This is a genomic window from Oscillospiraceae bacterium MB08-C2-2 (assembly GCA_035621215.1).
Classification (GTDB): domain Bacteria; phylum Bacillota; class Clostridia; order Oscillospirales; family Ruminococcaceae; genus WRAV01.
Window position 1 is genome coordinate 913,275 of sequence record CP141729.1, and the last position, 18,080, is coordinate 931,354.

Below are 18,080 nucleotides of genomic sequence, written 5' to 3' on the forward strand. Positions count from 1 at the left end.
TGTTGCCCCCTTTTAACTAAAACGGAAGGCTACTCATTGGTGCCTCTTTTTTCTATCTAGGAAACTCTGTTTCTGCCATTGTTTTTTGCTCTGTAAAGTGAATCATCGGCTCTTTTAATCCAGCTGTCTATAGCTTCACCATACAGCTTTTCGGCTACGCCGATACTGACAGTTACCTTCTGGGTATACTGAAAATTGTGCTCATCGATTGTCTTTCGAATGCTTTCTGCATATTTCGTGGCCTGTGCAAAGTCCGCCTCATACGTGACAACGATGAATTCCTCTCCTCCCCAACGGATCAGCTCATCCTGATGCCGTATGGTTCTGGCCATAAGTACAGAAAGCTCTTTCAGCACCGCATCCCCCATGTTGTGACCAAAGGTGTCGTTCACATCCTTAAAGTGGTCAATATCGATCAGCAAAAGCGAAAGATTTTGTGTATTCTCTTCCAGTGCCGATATTTTACTGATAATCACCTTTTCAAAATAATTGCGGTTGAAAAGACCGGTTAACGGATCGGTGGTTGCCTCGTTTTTAAGCCTTTGAACCATCTTTTTATTTTCATTCAGCTCGTTGAAAATAACAATTGTCAGGCTAGCGGCCTCCGTGGCCCAAAGCAGATAAATCGAATTGGCCGTTATCAGATTCCATGGTACAGCACCAAAAAGGCCCAAAATATAGGCTCCTGTTGCCATAAAGGTAAGCACCACCATGGCAAAGAAATATTGGGGGAGTTTTTTTGTATTGCTTTTAGAGGCATAAATCGAAAGCATAAAACCAATTGTGCAAACAACCAGAAGGAAGAGCGTGACGATATCTGAAAAGGCAGATATTCTGATAAAATTAACCGCACAAATAAAGACGATATGCATGCCGATCAAGATTCTGTAAATCCTGGCAGGCCAGCCGGGCAGCTTTGTTCGAATGCCAAAATAATTGTAGTTGATATACATGGCAGCCATGCTGGTCATAAAGCCCCACACATATGCCGCAAGGAAATCGTTAAATCCAATCACCAGTTTTTGCAGGCCGGAATCCTGAATGAGTGCAAAAATCATAATCAGCAGCAGGAGCGCATGGGTGGAATAGCCGCTGTTACCATCAAAGCGATAAAGAACCAGATTCATAAAAAAGACAACGGCTATAACCGCTATGCATCCAGTGCGATAAATAAGCAAGCGGTTCTGGCTCAGAAAAAAGGCCTGCTTGTTAGCGCTGCGTAAAGCCATGTGATAATTTGTGCGCAAATCGCCCACTCTTAGGTATAAAAGCTCCGCCTCTGCCGGCATCTCGGCATAAGAATAAATGTGGTTATTCCCTATGGGAATTGCCACAGCTCTTTTGTTTGATAGAGAAAATGCCTCTTTTATTTCCAGAAACTCGTTTGTTAAAAAAATTGCGTTTTCTTTGGAGGGGCGGCTCTCTGCAAAGGTAATTTTCACCCAAGTAGAATCATAGTCAGGATTGATCCTCTTTCTTTCGGGAGAAAACCACACCGGATCAGCCTGTAGAATCTGGCTGATGTCCATATTGGATTGCCCCAGAAAAAATTCCACATTGGTTATTTCCTGTGAAGACGCTTCTATAGGAAATCCACTGTGCGCCTTGTGAAAATAACCCCCAATTTGCCAAACAGCATTGATCACCACTACAAACACAATGACCTGAAAGAATTTAATTTTAAATCTTTGTTTTTCCATGCTTGTCTCACTCGCCATTATGTAATTTCAGAGGTAAAACACTATGCAGTAAGTTCTATGCATCGCAAGCAGTCTCAAGATTGCATATATTTTAAATCAAAGGCACTTTTTCTAACCTTAATAAAATTATATACTCACCACTTTGTATTTATTGGAATTTCTAACTTTATAATATACCATATTTCTCAGCAAAAAGGAATATCATACCCTTTTATATACCTTTTTATCTTAGGAATAATGGAAAACCATTTTAAGATTTTAGCTTGAACCAGCGTCATCCCTCTCAGAATAAAACGATGCTTTCAAAAATACAGGAGCCACAGTTTTTAAATACTGCAGCCCCTGTATTTTTGATATATGTGAAAATTTCGAGTCTATTCTACACTCAAGTGCATAGGGTAGGAAAGGTATTCCACCGGCTCCAGCTTTTCAGCCGTGATATAGCCCGCAGGGGCATTGAGAATGGTGGGGATACGGTTGACAATGGTAGCGCAGGTATGCTCAACTGTAGCGGGCTTGGTGACAAAGAAGGTTGTATCCGGCTCACCAATGATTTTCCAGTCGCACATATCACCATCATCGGGGCCGTATACCTTGCCAATGCACTGGGTTTCGATTACAGGCCCTTGGAAGGTTTCGGTGGTCACCACGGCGCTCATGCCGATGCATTCTCCCTTGGGGATGGTGCGGCCCAATGTCTCGGAATACAAATCCTTATCATAAAAATAGGGCACACATTTTTGGGTTTGGGATTTGATGGTCCAGCCCATTTTGTTGCAGAGAGCTTCGTTGGAATTCCAGACATAGGCAGGCTCCAAGGTAACAGGGTGGGCAATCTTTTCTTCAAACTCATCCGCGGTCATACCGGCTCCATGGGCCTCAGCCAAAGCCAAACCATAGTCTTCCACATTGTAGCTGACAGCGCCTTCAATGCGGTCAATACGGTGAACACCACCGGCCACACAGCCAATCATATTGACCCAGTATATATCCTGCATACCGGAGCCAACAATGGTGCAGTTGTTTTGCTTGGCCAGTTTATCCAGCTTGTTGGTGATGGCGGAAGCGGTAGTCCAAGGATAGATCGCCTCTTCACAGGTGGTCACCACATTGATTCCCCGGCTGACACAGCGCTCAAAATGGGGATATACATCATCCATAAAGCTGAACAAGGTGAGAATTGCAATATCCGCATCGCAGCTATCCAGCACTGCATCAGCATCGTTGCTGATCTTTACGCCAAGCTTTACACCCAGCTCTGCATAGTCACCAATATCCATCCCCACAACCTCGGGGTTCACATCGATAGCGCCCACAATTTCTGCGCCCTTTTCATACAAATAGCGCAGCGTGTATTTGGACATTTTGCCGCAGCCATATTGTACCACTCGAATCTTTTCGCAATTCATTTCTGCAACCCTCTTTCTGTGATTCATATTTTCAGGATGTAAATCCTCCTGCTACTATCATTGTAAGGGTTATTGTTACTATAATGTCAATCTCTTGATTGATAAAAAACAAACACTATCCTTTGTTGAATTTGATGGGTATTTGCAGCTTGAGAAACATTCCCCGTTCACCGCTTCCCATCAAAGGCAGCTCCGCCACCGTTTCGCAAAGATAGTCCCCGCAAATAGTGTAACCACAAATTGCCGTTTCTTCCAACAGCTTGCGGGCATATTCCTTTTCCTTATAGAAATTATCGCAGTAAATGCACAGATAATTTCCCGAAGGCTGCACCGTGATAAAATCCTCCGAAACATATTCCCGGTCTACAAAAACAAAAACCTCAGTGGAATAAAAGCGGCCCGCCAGCAGGTTTTCCTTGCGCAAAATGGTTCCGGCATTGCAGTAATAGATTTGGGGTAGCTGATCCTGCGCCAATCGGCTGCGCAGCTCCCGCAGAATTTGCTCGTAGGCTTCTATTCCCTGATCGTAAAAATTATATTTGGTATCCACGCAGTACATCTGCCGTTTGCCGATGTATTCCAGCACAATGGTTCCATCGGGAGGGGCGGCATGGTAGCGCTCATAGCTTTCCAGTGTACGCTCAACGGCACGGCGCTGCATTTTCAGCTCCTTGATCTGCTGATCAATCTGGCTGTGCTTCTGCTGGAGAATCCCTTCCAGATACCCGGATTCTCCGCTTTCAAGCTGAGCCTTGATATCCCGCAGATTCATGCCGAGGGATTTCATATACTGGATGATATCCAAAACAGCGCTTTGCTTGATGTTGTAGTAGCGATAACCATTATCCTCTCCCCGCATACCGGGGCTGAGCAAACCTTCCCGGTCATAAAGCCTGAGTGTCTGCTCGGAAACCTGATTCAGCTTTGCCATTTGTCCTATAGTCAGCCATTGCATCAAACCACCTCCTGCCTTTCAGTATATTAAAAGCTTATAGCAAGGTCAATGTTTTCAGACTGCAAAAACAAAGTTTTACTGCAAAAAACATAAATACTTCTCTCATTTCGTTTGGCACTGCCGAACTCTCTTTTTGCATAAACAGCCTGTCTCTGCAAATACTGGTGATGAGGTGATAAATTATGGCAAAGAACAGCCAGCTGGACCCTAAAAATGTTCGCAAGCAAAAGGCCAAGGGCGGCCCCACATTTGCTGAAAGCGCCCTTGATGGAGAGGGCCGCAACACTAAAAAGCAATCCGCCAGCCGCCATAAACCCGGAGACGATAAAAAATAAGCTCGCTGCTATAGGGAGAAACGAAAATGAAGCATTACCCCGATATGAATCAGCTGTTCGCACAGGAACCGGAAGCCAAGCAGTTTTTTGATAAGCTGCCTGAAAATGTCCGGGAGCAAATCAGCACCCGCGCCGATGGAGTCAACTCCTTTGAAAGCCTCCGCCATTATGCAGATAATCTGCTGCGCGGCGATCTCTAAGGCAATTTCTGCGACTCCAATACACGATTTTCTCAAAGGAGCTTCGGCTCCTTTTTTGTGTTTTAAGCTGTGCTGTATTGCGTGTTTGCAGGCAAAGCACGCAGCTTAAAAATCGCTTCACAATTTTGAAGCTGTATGAACATACAAATCTCCTTTGTTTTTGCTTGACGCTGCTGTTTTGAACAAGTAAGATGATACGTATAGTGGCCTAAAAATAAAAGTGCAAAACCCAAATATTCGGCAGAACAACGCTACAAAAGAATCGTCAGCTTGGGGTGAACGCCATGAAAGGCAAAAAAGTGCTGGGAATGGATATCGGTGGAACCTATATGCGGTTTGGTCTGCTTGACGAGCATCTGAATCTTTCTGATTTTGCAGTGGATAAAACCTGTGCTGTTTTAGAAGGGGGCGACCCCGGCATACAGATTGCACGGCGCATCCGGCAGTATCTGGATACAGCTATGGAGGGCTGCCTTCCCGCCGCCGTTACCATTGGGTTCCCCTCCACGATCGACAGAAGCCGCCGTGTGGTGTGCTCCACCCCCAACGTAAAAGGGCTAAACAACCTCCCCGCAGCCGAGCTTTTAGAAAAGGAGCTGGGCGTCCCCGTTTATGTGAACCGGGATGTCAACTTTCTTCTCCTCCATGATATCCATGACAAGGGATTGAAACACGCTCCCATTGTACTGGGGTTTTACATAGGAACAGGCTTGGGCAATGCGGTTTCCATAAACGGCAGGCTGCTGCTGGGGAAAAACGGAGCCGCCGCCGAATTGGGCCACATTCCGGTTTATGGCTTGGATGAAATGTGCGGCTGTGGCAATACAGGCTGTATGGAAGCCATCGCCTCGGGAATGCGGCTGGAAAAGCTGCGGCAGAAGTTCTTTCCCGATACCCCCATCGGCCAAATTTTTGAGCATCATGGAGACAGCACCATTCTGCTGGATTTTGTGGAATGTCTGTCGCTCCCCATTGCCACCGAAATTACCCTTTTTGACCCCGATTATGTTGTGGTGGGTGGCGGAATCCCCCAAATGGCGGGTTTCCCTACAGCATATTTGGAACAGTGCATACACCGGCATACCCGCAAGCCTTATCCCAGTGAGGGGTTGGAGATCCGCTATTCTTCCCCCGGACAGGAGAATGGGGTCATAGGCGCAGGAATCTACGCCTTTAAAAGAATAGAAAATCCCAAGTATTTATAGAGTGAATTTGTTTCCCATGGGCAAACAAGCGAATATACAAGCATTTTATTTAAATTTCCTCTTGACATAACCCCACCAATATAGTATAGTATTAAATAAGAAATAACTATATTGGAAATACCGTAGAAAAAATAACCACCCGGTATCCGATCCTAACAAAACAAGGAGGCGTTTACTAATGTCTGAGAAATTAAATAAAGTATCCTTATCCACTGAGAATGAGACTAGGAGCATTCCATATCCCGATGGCTTCTGTTCACCCGAATTCGCCCCCGGCTGTGTGTTTGAGGATAAAGTGCTGGATCGTCAGGTCAAAGAAGACTAAAACAATATTTAAGGCCGCTCATTTCTTTAAGATTTGGGCGGCTTTTGTTTTCCCCCAAAGAAAAAACGCTTACCACACCCTAAGAGATGGTAAGCGTTTTTTGTGCTAGAGCCTTGGTTTAGCAGCTTTCAGGCGCTTAGCGGCTCATTCAGCCACAATGGTGGTGCGGAAGGTTCCCTTAATGGTGATCTGCTGGGCATCCTCCAGCAGAGGTATAGTGCCTGCATCGCCACCAGGAAGAGCATCCGGCAGAGAAGCGGGATCAACTTCTTTCAACAGCTCACTGGAATCCAAAGACAACTCTATTTCTGGAGCCTCAGAGCTTTCTTGAGGCTGAAGAGAATAGGTGAACTCCAAAGTACCTTCTACTACCCCCGGTTCAGCAGGGCGGAAGTCTTTGCCTTTGAAGAAATCAAGATCTTTATCAGTGCCAAAAGCAGATTTTTCCTCAGTGCCCTGATAAATGTACGGTGCATAGGGCAGATCAAAACTGACGGTTTCGCCCGGCTCTAAGAACTGAGTGCGGTAATCCATAGTGGTGATTTCAGGGTAGAACATACCCGCAAATCCGCCAAATTTGACTTTCAGGCCGTCGGGCACCAGGTTGGAACCGGAGCCCTGAATAAAAGCAACCGTCTCATCGCTCTTGTTTGTGATCTCCACAACCAAAGGGATGACTGTTTCAAGATCGTATTGCTTGTCATCCAGCTTGATCTCCACCGAAACGTTTTCATCCTCAACGGTATAAACATCTGCTTCCTTCTTCACTTCTTTTGCCGGTTCGGAAGCCCCAGCAGGCTCTGAGGGCAGGCTTGAATCATTTTTATCCTTTGTGGTACAACCGGCTGCACTGACCAGAAGCAGGCCCAGCAGCAATGCAGTGAGCTGTCTTTTCATAAAATTACACGCCTTTCGCCGAAGATACGGCATAGAGTTTTTAGCAAACGAATTTTGTTTGCTTTCAGTATTATAGTGCCTAAAAGTTTATTATTCACTGCTACATTTGATGAATTTTACAATTCAGTCATAACCTTCTCAGGATCTGCCAGAAATCCTGAATGAAGCTGGTAAAACTTCTGTTGGATTTGTCCATTTTACATTGCAAATAAAAACTTGCCGCAGTTCCCTTTTCATTGAAAGGAATTGCGGCAAGTTTTTTAATGATTGTGTAAAATTCAGTCATTGGCAGGTTTCAGCCCTCCAAAAACCTCCGTGCTGTCATCGGGAACCATGATCTCCACAGCCTCCCGCATATTTTGAATCACCACATGCTCAGGCGAACCGCCATATTCTCCGTCCAAAGTCCAATGGATTTCATCGCACAGCTCGATTTCCACCCGGCTGGTGCGGAAAAATTGCAGGCAATCCGAAAGCTTTTCCTTTCTGAGAAAGGATTGAACAATCAGGTTCAGATCGTTTAGATTCTGAGGCTGTGCAACAAAAAGCGCTTCGAATTCGCCATCGTTAAGCTGAACCCGCTCCGAGCTTAATCCCTGAAAGCCACCTAAAGAAATACTGTTGCTGATGATGCCCAAAAGGTAATCCCGCTCCACCTGCTGGCCGTTTTGCTCCAAAACACAGCGGTAGGTGCGCATATTGGTCAGGCGCTTGATTCCTTCCATCACATAAGCGGCATGGCCAAACAGGTTTTTCAGCTCTTGGGGGGTATCGTAGGGCACATCGGTGAAAATCCCAAAGGCGGCCACATAGGAAAAGTAATCATCATTAAAACGGCCCACATCCACCGCAGTCTTGCGCCCTGAAACAATACACCGCGCCGCCTGCTCTATATCCTTAGGCAAGCCGAGGCTGGCTGCAAAATCGTTGGTGGTTCCGGCGGGAATATACCCCAGCACCGGACGCTTTTGACAATGCATCAAGCCGCTGACCACCTGACTAAAGGTGCCATCCCCACCGGAGCAGACCAGGTAATCGAACTCCCCTGCCCGTTCCTTTGCCGATTCAAAGGCATCCAGAGGGCTTTGGGTGGGCCGCACAGTGACATCAAACCCAGCCTCAACAAAGCAGTTGATTACAGGATACAGGTTTTTGGCAAGCTCCATTTTTCCCGCTTTGGGGTTAAAAATAAAAAACAGCTTCTTACGGTCAGCCATTGGCTCAATTCCTCCTTCTGTGCTGTAGAAATCACAAGCGCATTTCCACCGGTTTGCCTATCTGCAAGCTTCCCGGGGTTACACGGCAGTCATAGGCCAGTATACCCACCCCTGCCTGCTGCGCATGGCACAAAGCCTTCCCGAAAGCGGGATGCGTTGCATCGTTGGGTGCAAAATAAGCGACATCCTCCAACTGGATCACAAACACGGCGAATGCTCTGCCACCCTCCCCCACCACACGTTCCAGCTCATGCAGATGCTTAATACCCCGCTCGGTGGGCGCATCGGGAAAGAATACCGCTCCATCCTCCTCTAAGGTAACACCTTTTACCTCCATATACACAGGGCCGGCATCGGTCTGTGCGAGAAAATCCAAGCGGGAATCACCGTATTTCACCTCACGGCGCAGGCTGACCAATGGGTCTTTTAGCCCTGTAAGCGAAAAATCCCGCAGCAGAGCCTCCTCCCATACCTGATTGGGGGCTTGGCTATCCATGTTAATCAGCCTTGTCCCCTTCTCAACTGCCACAATCGAATAAGCTGTTTTTCGGTTGGGGTTATCGGAGCCTTCCAGATACACAACCGCTCCCGGTACCAAAAGCTCCCGGCAGCGCCCGGTGTTCTTCACATGGCAGGTCTGGACTGTACCCTCAATCTCCACCAAGGCAATGAAGCGGTTGGGACGCTCCCAAAAACTGCCTTTTTTAATTTTTTTGTATTCCATTTGATTTTTTCCTTAGCATAAATATCTCTGTATGCTCTATTCTGCCACAGACAGTCCACTTTTTGCAAGCCATGTTTTAGTGTTTTCGCATTTCTTTCCTGTATCCTTCTTCCAGTTTTCCCCTGTTCTTCATATAGCCATCACATTGGGCCATTAAACTAAGCTTACAGTAAAACATCAGACAGCAAGCACATCAAAAAATCGACAGCATGTTCTGATGCTCACTCAAATTAATTCTTTAAAGTAGAAAGGAGTTTGAATATGAACAACAACGATAACAATCTTCATGGCTCCTATTCCTATGAAGATAACACCAACTTATACGGCCAGCCCATATATCCCGACACCTCAGCCAATCAGAACACACCGCAGGAGCCCTATACTCCGCCTAACTACGGTTCCTCCTACAGCTCCCAGCCCTATCATTACAACCCGAGCTGGTATCAACCCTCTTATTCCTCCTACAGCACCCCGAAACAGCAGCCTCCTGTTCCTCCCACAACTGCCGGCACCCCGAAAAAAAGAAAGGCGCCCCGCATTATTGCTTCTGCACTGGCCATTATGCTTCTCTCCGGAGCGGCAGGAGGCGGCGCAGCCTATTGGGTTCTTCAAAATGGTGCTGCACCAAGTGCATCGGTCGCCCCGAGCCAAGTTGAACCTTCTGTTGCAGCTACGACCTATAAGAGCACCGGAGAAACTGGTGTTACCTCCGTCGTTAAAAAATCTGCCAGCTCCGTGGTGGAAATCACAACCGAGGCCGCCGCACAAAATCCCTTCGCTATGCAGTATGTGGAGCAGCAGGCGGGCAGCGGTGTAATCTACACCGAAGATGGTTTTATCATCACCAACAACCATGTAATTGATGGGGCCGATTCCATTCTGGTTCGCACACAGGATGGCACGGAATACAACGCCACGTTAGTGGGAACGGATTCCAAAACCGATTTGGCTGTCCTCAAAATTGAGGCCACCGGTCTGCATGCCGCCACCTTGGCGAACTCCGATTCCTTGGAGGTAGGTCAGCTGGCAGTAGCCATCGGCAACCCACTGGGCGAGCTGGGCGGAACGGTTACCAGCGGTATTATCAGCGCAACCGGCCGTGAAATCAGCATCGGAACCGAAACCATGCACCTGCTGCAAACCTCGGCGGCTGTGAACCCCGGTAACTCGGGCGGCGGCTTATTCGATCAAAACGGCGATCTGGTGGGTATTGTAAACGCTAAATCCACCGGTGTGGATGTAGAAGGCCTTGGATTTGCCATCCCCTCCAATCAGGTTAAAGAGGTTGTGGATGACATTATGCAGAACGGTTATGTAACCGGCCGCCCGGAAATGGGCATCAGCATTGTTGATGTGGCCGATCTGCGCACCGCTGCCTCCTATAACCTCAATGAACTGGGTGTATATGTTGCCTCTGTAAACCGTGAAAACGGATTACAGGTGGGTGACCGCATTATCAGCGCAGATGACACTGCTATCCGCCTGAGCAGCGATGTCCGAGCTGCCTTGAGCCAGCACAAGCCGGGCGAAACCATTCGTCTGGTGGTTGCCAGAGATGGCCAGGAAATAACGGTAGAAGTTGCCCTTACCGAACAGGTTCCGCAGTCTGTCAAGGAAAAAATGTAAGCTCTCCAGCTGTCCTTTCAATCTAAGTCCCCTGTGTTGTCGGGGCAGCTTTAAAATACAAACACGGCTGTTTCCTTCTTAAACCTTTGCACGGCTTTCATCTTAATTTTCTGAAAGCAAACACATTCACATTCGATTAAGCTCCTCATTTGTAAAGGCCTTTAAAAGGATACAGATATACCGTTAGGAAGGGTGATGCAACTTTCCCCCTCTGTCAAGCTGATAACGGGCAGCAGGACAGGGGGGATTGGTGTTTTTAAAGATATATTGTGGTATAATATCGATAAAATCCGATGTTATACTGCCTTATGCGCTGGGTTATTATACCATAACACTTTGTTTTTATGGTATAATAACCGCAAAGCGCTTAGTGTATTTTCCATTTTTATGCCCGGCCTATGGATACGGACAAGATCCAAGCCTAATATTTAAATTGAACCCAAGTTCGGATCTGGGGGGTACCAAGGGGGAGCGCCCCCTTGGCGATTCTTTGCATCCTTTCTCATCGTGGAGAAAGGATGTGCCAGCCGAACGGCATGAGTGCGGAAGTGCGAAAGTTCAGCTTCATAAAGCCATGAGGAGATATCCTATCTTACGATAAACCCAAAAGGCAGGTGGTCAAGCATGTTTAAAATACTGGTGGCCGATGATGAAGAAAAAATCCGGCAGCTGGTCAAAAAATACGCTCTGTTCGAGGGCCACCAGGTCACCGAGGCTGCCAACGGAATGGAAGCGGTCACCCTTTGCCGCCAGTCGGAGTTTGATGTGGTTGTAATGGATGTAATGATGCCGGAGCTGGATGGTTTTTCCGCTGTGGAGGAAATACGCAAAACCAGCAATGTTCCGGTCATCATGCTTTCCGCCCGGGGTGAAGAATACGATAAAATTCACGGCTTCCAGTCGGGGGTGGACGATTATGTGGTCAAGCCCTTTTCGCCCAAAGAACTGATGCTCCGCATTCAGGCAGTGCTCAAAAGAACCCGTGCCTGCGGCGAAAGCAACTCTGCCCACGAAATTTACCAGCGAGATGGCCTTATGGTGGATTTTACAGCCCGTCTGGTGCAGGTGGATGAAAAACATGCCGATCTTTCCCCCAAGGAATACGACCTGCTTTTTTATATGGTGCGCAATCGGGGCATCGCCCTTGACCGTGAAAAGCTGCTCACCGAGGTTTGGGGCTACGATTTTTACGGCGACGACCGGACACTGGATACACACATCAAAATGCTTCGCAAGGCGCTTGGGCCTTACAGCGGCTTTATCACCACCCTTCGCGGCATTGGATACCGGTTTGACGGCTGAGTCGCTTAAACATTGAAAGATTTTGCGGAGAGGGTGGATTTTTGAAACCAAAACAGATCAGTATTAAATGGAAAATATATCTTTATCTTGTCGGCTTCTGCTTTTTGCTTTTGATGATGCTTTGGCTTTTCCAAACGGTTTTGTTGGATAGCTTTTACAAAACAATCAAAGCGGCCCAGGTCAAAAATGTAGCCCAAACGATTTCCGGCTATATTACAGAAAGCAATTGGGATGGGCTTTTGGCTATGCTCACCGATCACGATGATTTATATGTGGAGGTTCTCTCCCCTTCGCTGGAAACGATGCTGGTGGCAGGGAGCAATGTTTCTTCCAACATCAAAAGCCAATATCGCCCCAAGGAGAAGGCCGTTTTGTTTTCTCAGGCATCTCAGACCGGGGATGCCATTGTCAAGCGGTTTCCACCGGCCGGTTCTTCTGAAAGTGAAAGCATTCTGTATGTCAAGCTGCTGCCCACCGCCCAAGAAAACCGCCTTTTGATGGTCAGCGCCAATATTTCCCCTGTGGATGCCACCGTGCAAACCCTTCAGATTCAGCTGACCTGCATCAGCGTGATTATGATCGCACTGGCGGCGGCACTGGCGCTTCTGATTTCCAATCGGGTCTCCCGCCCTATCGAAAGGCTGGGCCGATCGGCCAGAGAACTGGCCGCAGGCAACTATCAGGTTGCATTTGATGGCCGGGGTTATCAGGAAATTGCCGATCTGGCGGACATTCTGGATCAGGCTGCCCGGGAGCTTGCCAAAACAGACAGCCTGCGCCGGGAGCTGATCGCCAACGTTTCCCACGATCTGCGCACCCCCCTCACCCTGATTACCGGCTATAGTGAAATGATTCAGGAGCTGCCGGGAGAAAATGTTCCAGAAAACATGCAGGTCATCATTGATGAATCCAAGCGGCTTACCTCGCTGGTCAACGACCTGCTGGATCTTTCAAGGCTCCAATCGGGCAACCAGCCACTCAACCCCACCCGCTTCAACTTGACCGATGAAATTGAAGGTATTCTGGGGCGGTTTACCCACTTTTGCCAGCAGGATGGCTATCAAATTGACTTTGTGCACAGCGGTTCCTGCTGGGTTGCAGCGGATTGCGACCGGATTGGTCAGGTTATCTATAACTTTATGACCAATGCCATCACCCATACCGGTCCGGATAAACGAATTACCCTGACCCAGCTTCTGGAAAACGGGCGTGTAAAGGTCAGTGTGACCGATACCGGCGAGGGCATCCCCGAGGAAAGCCTCCCCTATGTGTGGGAGCGGTATTACAAGGTGGATTCGGTGCACAAACGGATGGCCACCGGCACCGGGCTGGGGCTTTCGATTGTCAAGGCTATACTCAGCCAGCACCCGGATGTGGAGTATGGAGTTGTTTCCAGCCCGGGTCAAGGAAGTACCTTTTGGTTCTCTCTGCCCTGCGAGGACGGAGGCTTTATTTAATGCCTGCTGAACAATTCAAAACGTGACAACAGCAATAGTTTGATAGCGTTTTGAATTGTCTAGGTGCAAGGTTTTGTGGCATTATTTAGGCCTTCGCTGCGCACCACAGCATTGCCCGCTTCTTTTCCTATCAGGAGGAGAAGCGGGCTTCTCTTTTGACTGGCATGTGCAAATTTTGGAACCATATCTTGTGAATTATGCCAAGGCAACGGCTTGCCTTTTCTCATGTTCCACATAAAAACCGTATCAGATGAAACGATTTTCAGCATTTAATTCATTGTATTTGGGTTATTGTTATGTTATAGTCAATGTACCATAACAAGCGCTTTCAGGAGCCGAAAGGAAAAAAGCCTATGGATTGCCCTTCCCCTGCCGTTTCTCAGGCTTTCGAGAAAAGTCAGCTTTTCTGTCACTGTGTCCCCGAGCAAACCCGATTTTTTCTGCGGGATTTTGCCAAGGGCAGTGAAATTTCCGGTGCGCCTGAGGGCGATCCGGCAGTGGGGCTGGTGATCACAGGGCGGGTACAGGTTTACAGCATCAGCGCCGATGGCACCAGTGTGAACCTTTCTACCTTGAATCCCGGTGAAAGTTTTGGTATCTCAACTATTTTTACCGAGGCAGGCCTAACCACAAGACTGTATGGGGATAAGAAAGCCACGATTGCCTATTTTCCTCGTACCGAATTTTTGCGGCTTCTGGAAGAAAACTCTCAAATGTTATTGGGCTACGCTTATCTTTGCAACCAGAAGATTTCTTACCTGACCCAAAAAATCCAGTTTTTAACGATGCCCTCTTGTCGCAGGCGATTGGTGGTGTATTTGCTGAAAAACCAAACACCTCAGGGAGAAGTTTTTCTGGACATCTCAAAGGAGCGGCTGGCCAAGGTGATCGGTGTCAGCCGTGCCAGCCTTTTCCGTGAACTGCGCCGCCTCAGCGATGCCGGGTTGATTTCGGCAGAGGGAAAAAGCATTCAATTGCTTGCTCTCGCTTCTCTGGAGCAGATTGTTCAGGAAACCCACGATTCTTCTCAGTAAGAACCTTCGGCATTGCCGGAATTTTTGGAGCTTTGCTCCGTCTGCCTTGTGCAGTATTTTATGACAAAAGGAGTACCATCTATGAAAAAGCTTTTATCCCTTGCTTTGGTGCTGATGCTGGCCGTTTCCATGCTGGCCGGATGCACCCCCAATCAATCAGGCGAAACAAGTGAATCTCTTCCCTCTGCTGGAGCTTCCCCTACCTCTTCCGAAGCCGCTCCCGCCGAAGTCTCAGAAGAAGCCTCCGAGGAAGCCGCTGCTCCCACCGATGCCACTCCTCCCGAGGAAATCAGAGTTTCCGCTCTGAAAGGCCCCACCGCTATGGGTATGGTCAAGCTGATGCAGGATACCGAGGATAAGGCTGTAACCAGCCCTTACACTTTTGCTATCGGCACCACCGATGAAATTGTTCCCAAGCTTTCCAAGGGTGAAATTGATATCGCCGCTGTTCCCGCCAATCTGGCTTCTGTCCTTTACAACAACACCGAGGGCAAGGTGCAGGTTCTGGCCATCAACACACTTGGTGTTCTCTATGTAGTGGAAAAAGGCGATACTGTCAAATCTGTTGCTGATCTCAAGGGCAAGACTATTTATGCCACTGGTAAAGGTGCTACCCCTGAATTTGCCCTGAACTATGTTCTGCTCCAGAATGGCATTGATCCCACCAAGGATGTCACCATTGAATACAAATCCGAAGCAGCCGAGATCATTCCCCTCATGGCACAGGCTGAAAATGCCATCGCCATTATGCCTCAGCCCTTTGTAACCGTGGCCGGGGGCAAGATTCCCGGTTTGCGTGTCGCTCTTGACTGGACCAAGGAATGGGATGCCGTTTCCGCCGGAAAGAGCAGTATGGTGACCGGTGTTGTGGTGGTTCGCAAGGAGTTTGCCGAAACCTATCCCGGTGCTGTGGCACAGTTCATGACCGATTACTGCGCCTCCACCAGTTATACTCAAACCAACGTTGCCGAAGCCGCCGCTTTAGTTGGTAAATACGGTATCGTTGATGCAGCGGTGGCTGAAAAAGCACTGCCTGCCTGCAACATTACCTTTATAGATGGTGCTTCCATGCAGGAAAAGCTGAGTGGCTACTTAACCGTTCTCTCTGAGCAAAACCCCCAGTCTGTAGGAGGAAAGCTGCCCGATGAAGGATTCTATTACCTCCCCTAAGCCCCCTCGGCTTTGGGAAAAGGCTCTGGCAATCGCATTATGGCTGCTTTGCTGGTATCTGGCCAGCAAAGCGATTAAACAGGAGATGCTTCTGGCATCTCCTGTTTCGGTTGCCAAAACGCTGCTGGGCTTAATGTCCACCGGCAGTTTCTGGAGCAGTGTTGCCTTTTCCCTTTCCCGGGTAGTTGCCGGCTTTGGTCTGGCTTTTGCCGCAGGTATCCTACTGGCTGTGGGTGCCTACCGCAGCCGGGCCATGGCAGTTTTTCTGCGGCCCTTTATGGGAATCATCAATGCGGCACCCATGGCCTCCTATATTATTTTATGCCTGTTGTTTCTTTCTTCCCGGAGCCTTTCAATTTGCATTTCCTTTTTGATGGCTCTGCCCATTATGTATTCCAATGTGCTCACTGGCCTGCAAAGCACCGATCAAAAGCTGCTGGAAATGGCCTCAGCCTTTGGCGTACCGCCCCTGCGGCAGATGGTGTACATTTATTTTTCCCAGCTGATGCCTTTTTTGGTATCTGCCTGTAGTCTTTCGCTGGGTGTCTGTTGGAAATCCGGGATATCCGCTGAGGTAATCGGGCTGCCACTTGGTTCCATTGGCGAGCAGCTTTATCAAGCCAAGATTTTTGTGGATGCCAAAACAGTATTGGCTTGGACTGTTATGGTTATCGCTATTAGCTTTCTACTGGAACGCACATTTTTGGCTCTGCTTCAAAAGCTGGCCAGTTCCTTGGAAAGGATGTGAGAGCTGTGGCAATTGAGCTTTGCGGCATTTCAAAGGCTTACGAAAGCACTCAGGTTCTCCAAAATGTTTCCTTGCGCTTTGAAACAGGGAAAAGCTACTGCATCATGGGGCCTTCCGGCTACGGCAAAACCACGCTTCTGCACGTTTTAATGGGGCTGGTCAAAGCGGATGCGGGAGAAATCACCGGCCTTGAAGGGTATCGGCTTGCGCCTGTATTTCAAGAAAATCGCCTGTGCGAAAATCTAAGTGCCGGGGCCAATCTGCGGATGGTTCGCCCGGGCAAAGCCACCGCTCCCGAACTGGATGCAGCCCTTGAAAGTCTCGGCCTTCCCGGCGCTCTCCACCAGCCTGTGCGGGAGATGAGCGGCGGTATGAAGCGGCGGGTTGCAATCGCCAGAGCGCTGGTCAGCGGCGGCAATCTGCTGGTTATGGATGAGCCCTTTAAAGGGCTGGATCATGAAACCAAAGAGCTGGTGATGTCCCATGTTCGGGAGCAGGCAATGGGCAAAACCATGATTTGGGTCACCCACGATGAACGTGAGGCTGCCTTTATGGGCAGTGAAATGATTCATTTTCCTCTTTAAAGCGTCCAATAGTCTTTAATATGTTAAAAGCCTGTCACTCCTTAAAGGAATGGCAGGCTGTTTTGTATATCGCAATAAAAGATGCCGGCTTTAATAAGTGAATTTGGAGAGCAGCATTTTAACCCGGAGATATTCCATCAGTTTTTCTTGGGTGTATTTGGGCAGACCAAACACATCGGCGCCCGGGCTGTTTATGTATTCCTTAATGGAATCGGTGTAAAGCTGGAAGAACTCCGTTCCCACATTGAACTTATTGATACCCTTGCGGAAAGCGATTTCCAGCTGATCTTCCGGGATTCCGCTGCCGCCGTGCATAACCAGCGGAACGTCGGTGGCGTTGTTGATCTCTTCCAAACGCGCAAGATCCAGCTTGGGGGTTACTTTATAAACACCGTGAGCACTGCCCACTGCAACAGCGATGGAATCTACATTGGTGCGCTCATAGAAATCAGCGGTAACCTCGGGCTTGGTGTAAAGATCCTCGTTGCTTTGATCGGAAGCGGTAGCGGCAACACCAACATGTCCCAACTCGGCCTCCACATCCACGCTAAAGAGATGGGCCGTTTCCACAACCTTCTGGGTGTTTTTGATGTTTTCTTCCACAGGGAGCATCGAGCCGTCATACATAATGGAGGTAAAGCCGCTTTTAATGGCATGCATCAGATATCCGTAATCGCTGCAATGATCCAGATGCAGGCCGATGGGAACCTTCACATCATCCGCCAGCTTTCTGACCATTTGCGCAAAGGTAGAAAGGGAGGCAACATTGTTTTCAATACTGTGACCGGGATAGAGCATAACCAAAACCGGGGTTTTCAGCTCCTCCGCCACGGTGACAACGCTATAGGCCATGTTGTAATCCGTGCAGTTGAATGCAATGACAGAGGTATTCGCCTTATCAGCCATTTTAAGGATTGTGCTCACTCTTTCAAAAGCCATAAAACTCTTCCTTTCGCGATGCATAAATGTTTGTTTGTGTTTGTTTATATTTTAATATTATCGCTTACAATGCTGCTTGTCAATAAGATTTCCCAATAATTGTAAGAATGGTTGTATATTCTGCTAAAAACAGGGCCGGTTTGTGCGAATCCCCAGAAACAAAAAAAAATCGATCACGGTATTGAATGTTTATTCATTTCTTGTTACAATACTATTGTCAAAAATCGAAAATAGTCGAGTCCTATTTTGTATA

Annotated in this window: 19 protein-coding genes; 11 read left to right on the forward strand and 8 right to left on the reverse strand. The window is 48.1% G+C overall.

All coding sequences use genetic code 11. The annotated features are described in order from the left end of the window. Window positions 1-56 precede the first annotated feature (56 nt). The 3 genes from U6B65_04000 to U6B65_04010 all read right to left on the reverse strand — a co-directional run bounded on the left by U6B65_04000 (window position 57) and on the right by U6B65_04010 (window position 4,064). Window positions 57-1,700 (reverse strand): diguanylate cyclase, encoded by a 1,644-nt coding sequence (locus tag U6B65_04000; GenBank protein WRS28303.1) that lies wholly within the window; start codon window positions 1,698-1,700, stop codon window positions 57-59. Window positions 1,701-2,074: 374 nt separating this feature from the next. Beyond that, complete coding sequence (locus tag U6B65_04005; protein WRS28304.1) at window positions 2,075-3,109, reverse strand: dihydrodipicolinate reductase; 1,035 nt, start codon at window positions 3,107-3,109, stop codon at window positions 2,075-2,077. Window positions 3,110-3,224: 115 nt separating this feature from the next. Next, window positions 3,225-4,064, reverse strand: a complete 840-nt coding sequence (locus tag U6B65_04010) for a MerR family transcriptional regulator (protein ID WRS28305.1) — start codon at window positions 4,062-4,064, stop codon at window positions 3,225-3,227. A 182-nt stretch (window positions 4,065-4,246) separates the two neighbouring features. Between U6B65_04010 and U6B65_04015 the strand changes: the two genes are divergently transcribed. The 4 genes from U6B65_04015 to U6B65_04030 all read left to right on the forward strand — a co-directional run bounded on the left by U6B65_04015 (window position 4,247) and on the right by U6B65_04030 (window position 6,129). After that, the gene (locus U6B65_04015) at window positions 4,247-4,399 is read left to right on the forward strand and encodes a hypothetical protein (protein ID WRS28306.1); all 153 of its coding nucleotides are present in this window, start codon (window positions 4,247-4,249) and stop codon (window positions 4,397-4,399) included. Window positions 4,400-4,425: 26 nt separating this feature from the next. Continuing rightward, window positions 4,426-4,599, forward strand: a complete 174-nt coding sequence (locus U6B65_04020) for a hypothetical protein (protein ID WRS28307.1) — start codon at window positions 4,426-4,428, stop codon at window positions 4,597-4,599. Window positions 4,600-4,883: 284 nt separating this feature from the next. Continuing rightward, entirely contained in the window at window positions 4,884-5,804 is a 921-nt protein-coding gene (alsK, locus tag U6B65_04025) for an allose kinase (GenBank protein ID WRS28308.1), read from the forward strand. Between the two features lie 178 nt (window positions 5,805-5,982). Next, on the forward strand, window positions 5,983-6,129 hold the full coding sequence (locus U6B65_04030; protein WRS28309.1) for a hypothetical protein: 147 nt from the start codon (window positions 5,983-5,985) through the stop codon (window positions 6,127-6,129). Between the two features lie 144 nt (window positions 6,130-6,273). On the opposite strand, the gene U6B65_04035 is transcribed toward U6B65_04030, so the two are convergent. The 3 genes from U6B65_04035 to sfsA form a co-directional block, all read right to left on the reverse strand. Further along, window positions 6,274-7,026 carry a hypothetical protein gene (locus U6B65_04035; GenBank protein WRS28310.1) on the reverse strand — a complete coding sequence of 251 codons (753 nt, stop codon included), beginning with the start codon at window positions 7,024-7,026 and terminating at the stop codon, window positions 6,274-6,276. 278 nt (window positions 7,027-7,304) lie between these two features. Continuing rightward, window positions 7,305-8,243, reverse strand: a complete 939-nt coding sequence (locus tag U6B65_04040) for a YegS/Rv2252/BmrU family lipid kinase (GenBank protein ID WRS28311.1) — start codon at window positions 8,241-8,243, stop codon at window positions 7,305-7,307. A gap of 31 nt (window positions 8,244-8,274) precedes the next feature. Next, complete coding sequence (gene sfsA, locus U6B65_04045) at window positions 8,275-8,967, reverse strand: DNA/RNA nuclease SfsA (protein ID WRS28312.1); 693 nt, start codon at window positions 8,965-8,967, stop codon at window positions 8,275-8,277. A 261-nt stretch (window positions 8,968-9,228) separates the two neighbouring features. Here sfsA and U6B65_04050 point away from each other — a divergent pair, with 261 nt between their 5' ends. The 3 genes from U6B65_04050 to U6B65_04060 all read left to right on the forward strand — a co-directional run bounded on the left by U6B65_04050 (window position 9,229) and on the right by U6B65_04060 (window position 13,352). Beyond that, complete coding sequence (locus tag U6B65_04050) at window positions 9,229-10,593, forward strand: trypsin-like peptidase domain-containing protein (protein ID WRS28313.1); 1,365 nt, start codon at window positions 9,229-9,231, stop codon at window positions 10,591-10,593. 624 nt (window positions 10,594-11,217) lie between these two features. After that, a complete protein-coding gene (locus U6B65_04055; GenBank protein ID WRS28314.1) occupies window positions 11,218-11,895 on the forward strand; it encodes a response regulator transcription factor in 678 nt (225 codons plus the stop codon). Between the two features lie 41 nt (window positions 11,896-11,936). After that, the gene (locus U6B65_04060) at window positions 11,937-13,352 is read left to right on the forward strand and encodes a HAMP domain-containing sensor histidine kinase (protein WRS28315.1); all 1,416 of its coding nucleotides are present in this window, start codon (window positions 11,937-11,939) and stop codon (window positions 13,350-13,352) included. 59 nt (window positions 13,353-13,411) lie between these two features. Here the strand turns inward: U6B65_04060 and U6B65_04065 are convergent, their stop codons facing one another. Beyond that, window positions 13,412-13,621: a hypothetical protein gene (locus U6B65_04065; protein ID WRS28316.1), complete on the reverse strand. Its 210-nt coding sequence runs from the start codon at window positions 13,619-13,621 to the stop codon at window positions 13,412-13,414. A gap of 84 nt (window positions 13,622-13,705) precedes the next feature. Here U6B65_04065 and U6B65_04070 point away from each other — a divergent pair, with 84 nt between their 5' ends. The 4 genes from U6B65_04070 (at window position 13,706) to U6B65_04085 (ending at window position 16,888) form a co-directional block, all read left to right on the forward strand. Beyond that, complete coding sequence (locus tag U6B65_04070; protein WRS28317.1) at window positions 13,706-14,386, forward strand: Crp/Fnr family transcriptional regulator; 681 nt, start codon at window positions 13,706-13,708, stop codon at window positions 14,384-14,386. An 81-nt stretch (window positions 14,387-14,467) separates the two neighbouring features. Continuing rightward, entirely contained in the window at window positions 14,468-15,556 is a 1,089-nt protein-coding gene (locus tag U6B65_04075; GenBank protein ID WRS28318.1) for an MqnA/MqnD/SBP family protein, read from the forward strand. Continuing rightward, the gene (locus U6B65_04080; GenBank protein ID WRS28319.1) at window positions 15,531-16,304 is read left to right on the forward strand and encodes an ABC transporter permease subunit; all 774 of its coding nucleotides are present in this window, start codon (window positions 15,531-15,533) and stop codon (window positions 16,302-16,304) included. Before U6B65_04075 ends, U6B65_04080 begins: the two co-directional genes overlap by 26 nt. A gap of 5 nt (window positions 16,305-16,309) precedes the next feature. Next, window positions 16,310-16,888, forward strand: coding sequence for an ATP-binding cassette domain-containing protein (locus tag U6B65_04085; protein WRS28320.1), 579 nt, complete (start codon window positions 16,310-16,312; stop codon window positions 16,886-16,888). 90 nt (window positions 16,889-16,978) lie between these two features. Here the strand turns inward: U6B65_04085 and U6B65_04090 are convergent, their stop codons facing one another. After that, a complete protein-coding gene (locus U6B65_04090) occupies window positions 16,979-17,827 on the reverse strand; it encodes a class II fructose-bisphosphate aldolase (protein ID WRS28321.1) in 849 nt (282 codons plus the stop codon). Window positions 17,828-18,080: the final 253 nt, after the last annotated feature.

What these genes read in the sequence shown, in the direction of transcription:
- U6B65_04000 (WRS28303.1), bottom strand. Translation starts at nt 1,700, where the DNA reads ATGGAAAAACAAAGATTTAAAATTAAATTCTTTCAGGTCATTGTGTTT.
- U6B65_04005 (WRS28304.1), bottom strand. Translation starts at nt 3,109, where the DNA reads ATGAATTGCGAAAAGATTCGAGTGGTACAATATGGCTGCGGCAAAATG.
- U6B65_04010 (WRS28305.1), bottom strand. Translation starts at nt 4,064, where the DNA reads ATGCAATGGCTGACTATAGGACAAATGGCAAAGCTGAATCAGGTTTCC.
- U6B65_04015 (WRS28306.1), top strand. Translation starts at nt 4,247, where the DNA reads ATGGCAAAGAACAGCCAGCTGGACCCTAAAAATGTTCGCAAGCAAAAG.
- U6B65_04020 (WRS28307.1), top strand. Translation starts at nt 4,426, where the DNA reads ATGAAGCATTACCCCGATATGAATCAGCTGTTCGCACAGGAACCGGAA.
- alsK (WRS28308.1), top strand. Translation starts at nt 4,884, where the DNA reads ATGAAAGGCAAAAAAGTGCTGGGAATGGATATCGGTGGAACCTATATG.
- U6B65_04030 (WRS28309.1), top strand. Translation starts at nt 5,983, where the DNA reads ATGTCTGAGAAATTAAATAAAGTATCCTTATCCACTGAGAATGAGACT.
- U6B65_04035 (WRS28310.1), bottom strand. Translation starts at nt 7,026, where the DNA reads ATGAAAAGACAGCTCACTGCATTGCTGCTGGGCCTGCTTCTGGTCAGT.
- U6B65_04040 (WRS28311.1), bottom strand. Translation starts at nt 8,243, where the DNA reads ATGGCTGACCGTAAGAAGCTGTTTTTTATTTTTAACCCCAAAGCGGGA.
- sfsA (WRS28312.1), bottom strand. Translation starts at nt 8,967, where the DNA reads ATGGAATACAAAAAAATTAAAAAAGGCAGTTTTTGGGAGCGTCCCAAC.
- U6B65_04050 (WRS28313.1), top strand. Translation starts at nt 9,229, where the DNA reads ATGAACAACAACGATAACAATCTTCATGGCTCCTATTCCTATGAAGAT.
- U6B65_04055 (WRS28314.1), top strand. Translation starts at nt 11,218, where the DNA reads ATGTTTAAAATACTGGTGGCCGATGATGAAGAAAAAATCCGGCAGCTG.
- U6B65_04065 (WRS28316.1), bottom strand. Translation starts at nt 13,621, where the DNA reads ATGCTGAAAATCGTTTCATCTGATACGGTTTTTATGTGGAACATGAGA.
- U6B65_04070 (WRS28317.1), top strand. Translation starts at nt 13,706, where the DNA reads ATGGATTGCCCTTCCCCTGCCGTTTCTCAGGCTTTCGAGAAAAGTCAG.
- U6B65_04075 (WRS28318.1), top strand. Translation starts at nt 14,468, where the DNA reads ATGAAAAAGCTTTTATCCCTTGCTTTGGTGCTGATGCTGGCCGTTTCC.
- U6B65_04080 (WRS28319.1), top strand. Translation starts at nt 15,531, where the DNA reads ATGAAGGATTCTATTACCTCCCCTAAGCCCCCTCGGCTTTGGGAAAAG.
- U6B65_04090 (WRS28321.1), bottom strand. Translation starts at nt 17,827, where the DNA reads ATGGCTTTTGAAAGAGTGAGCACAATCCTTAAAATGGCTGATAAGGCG.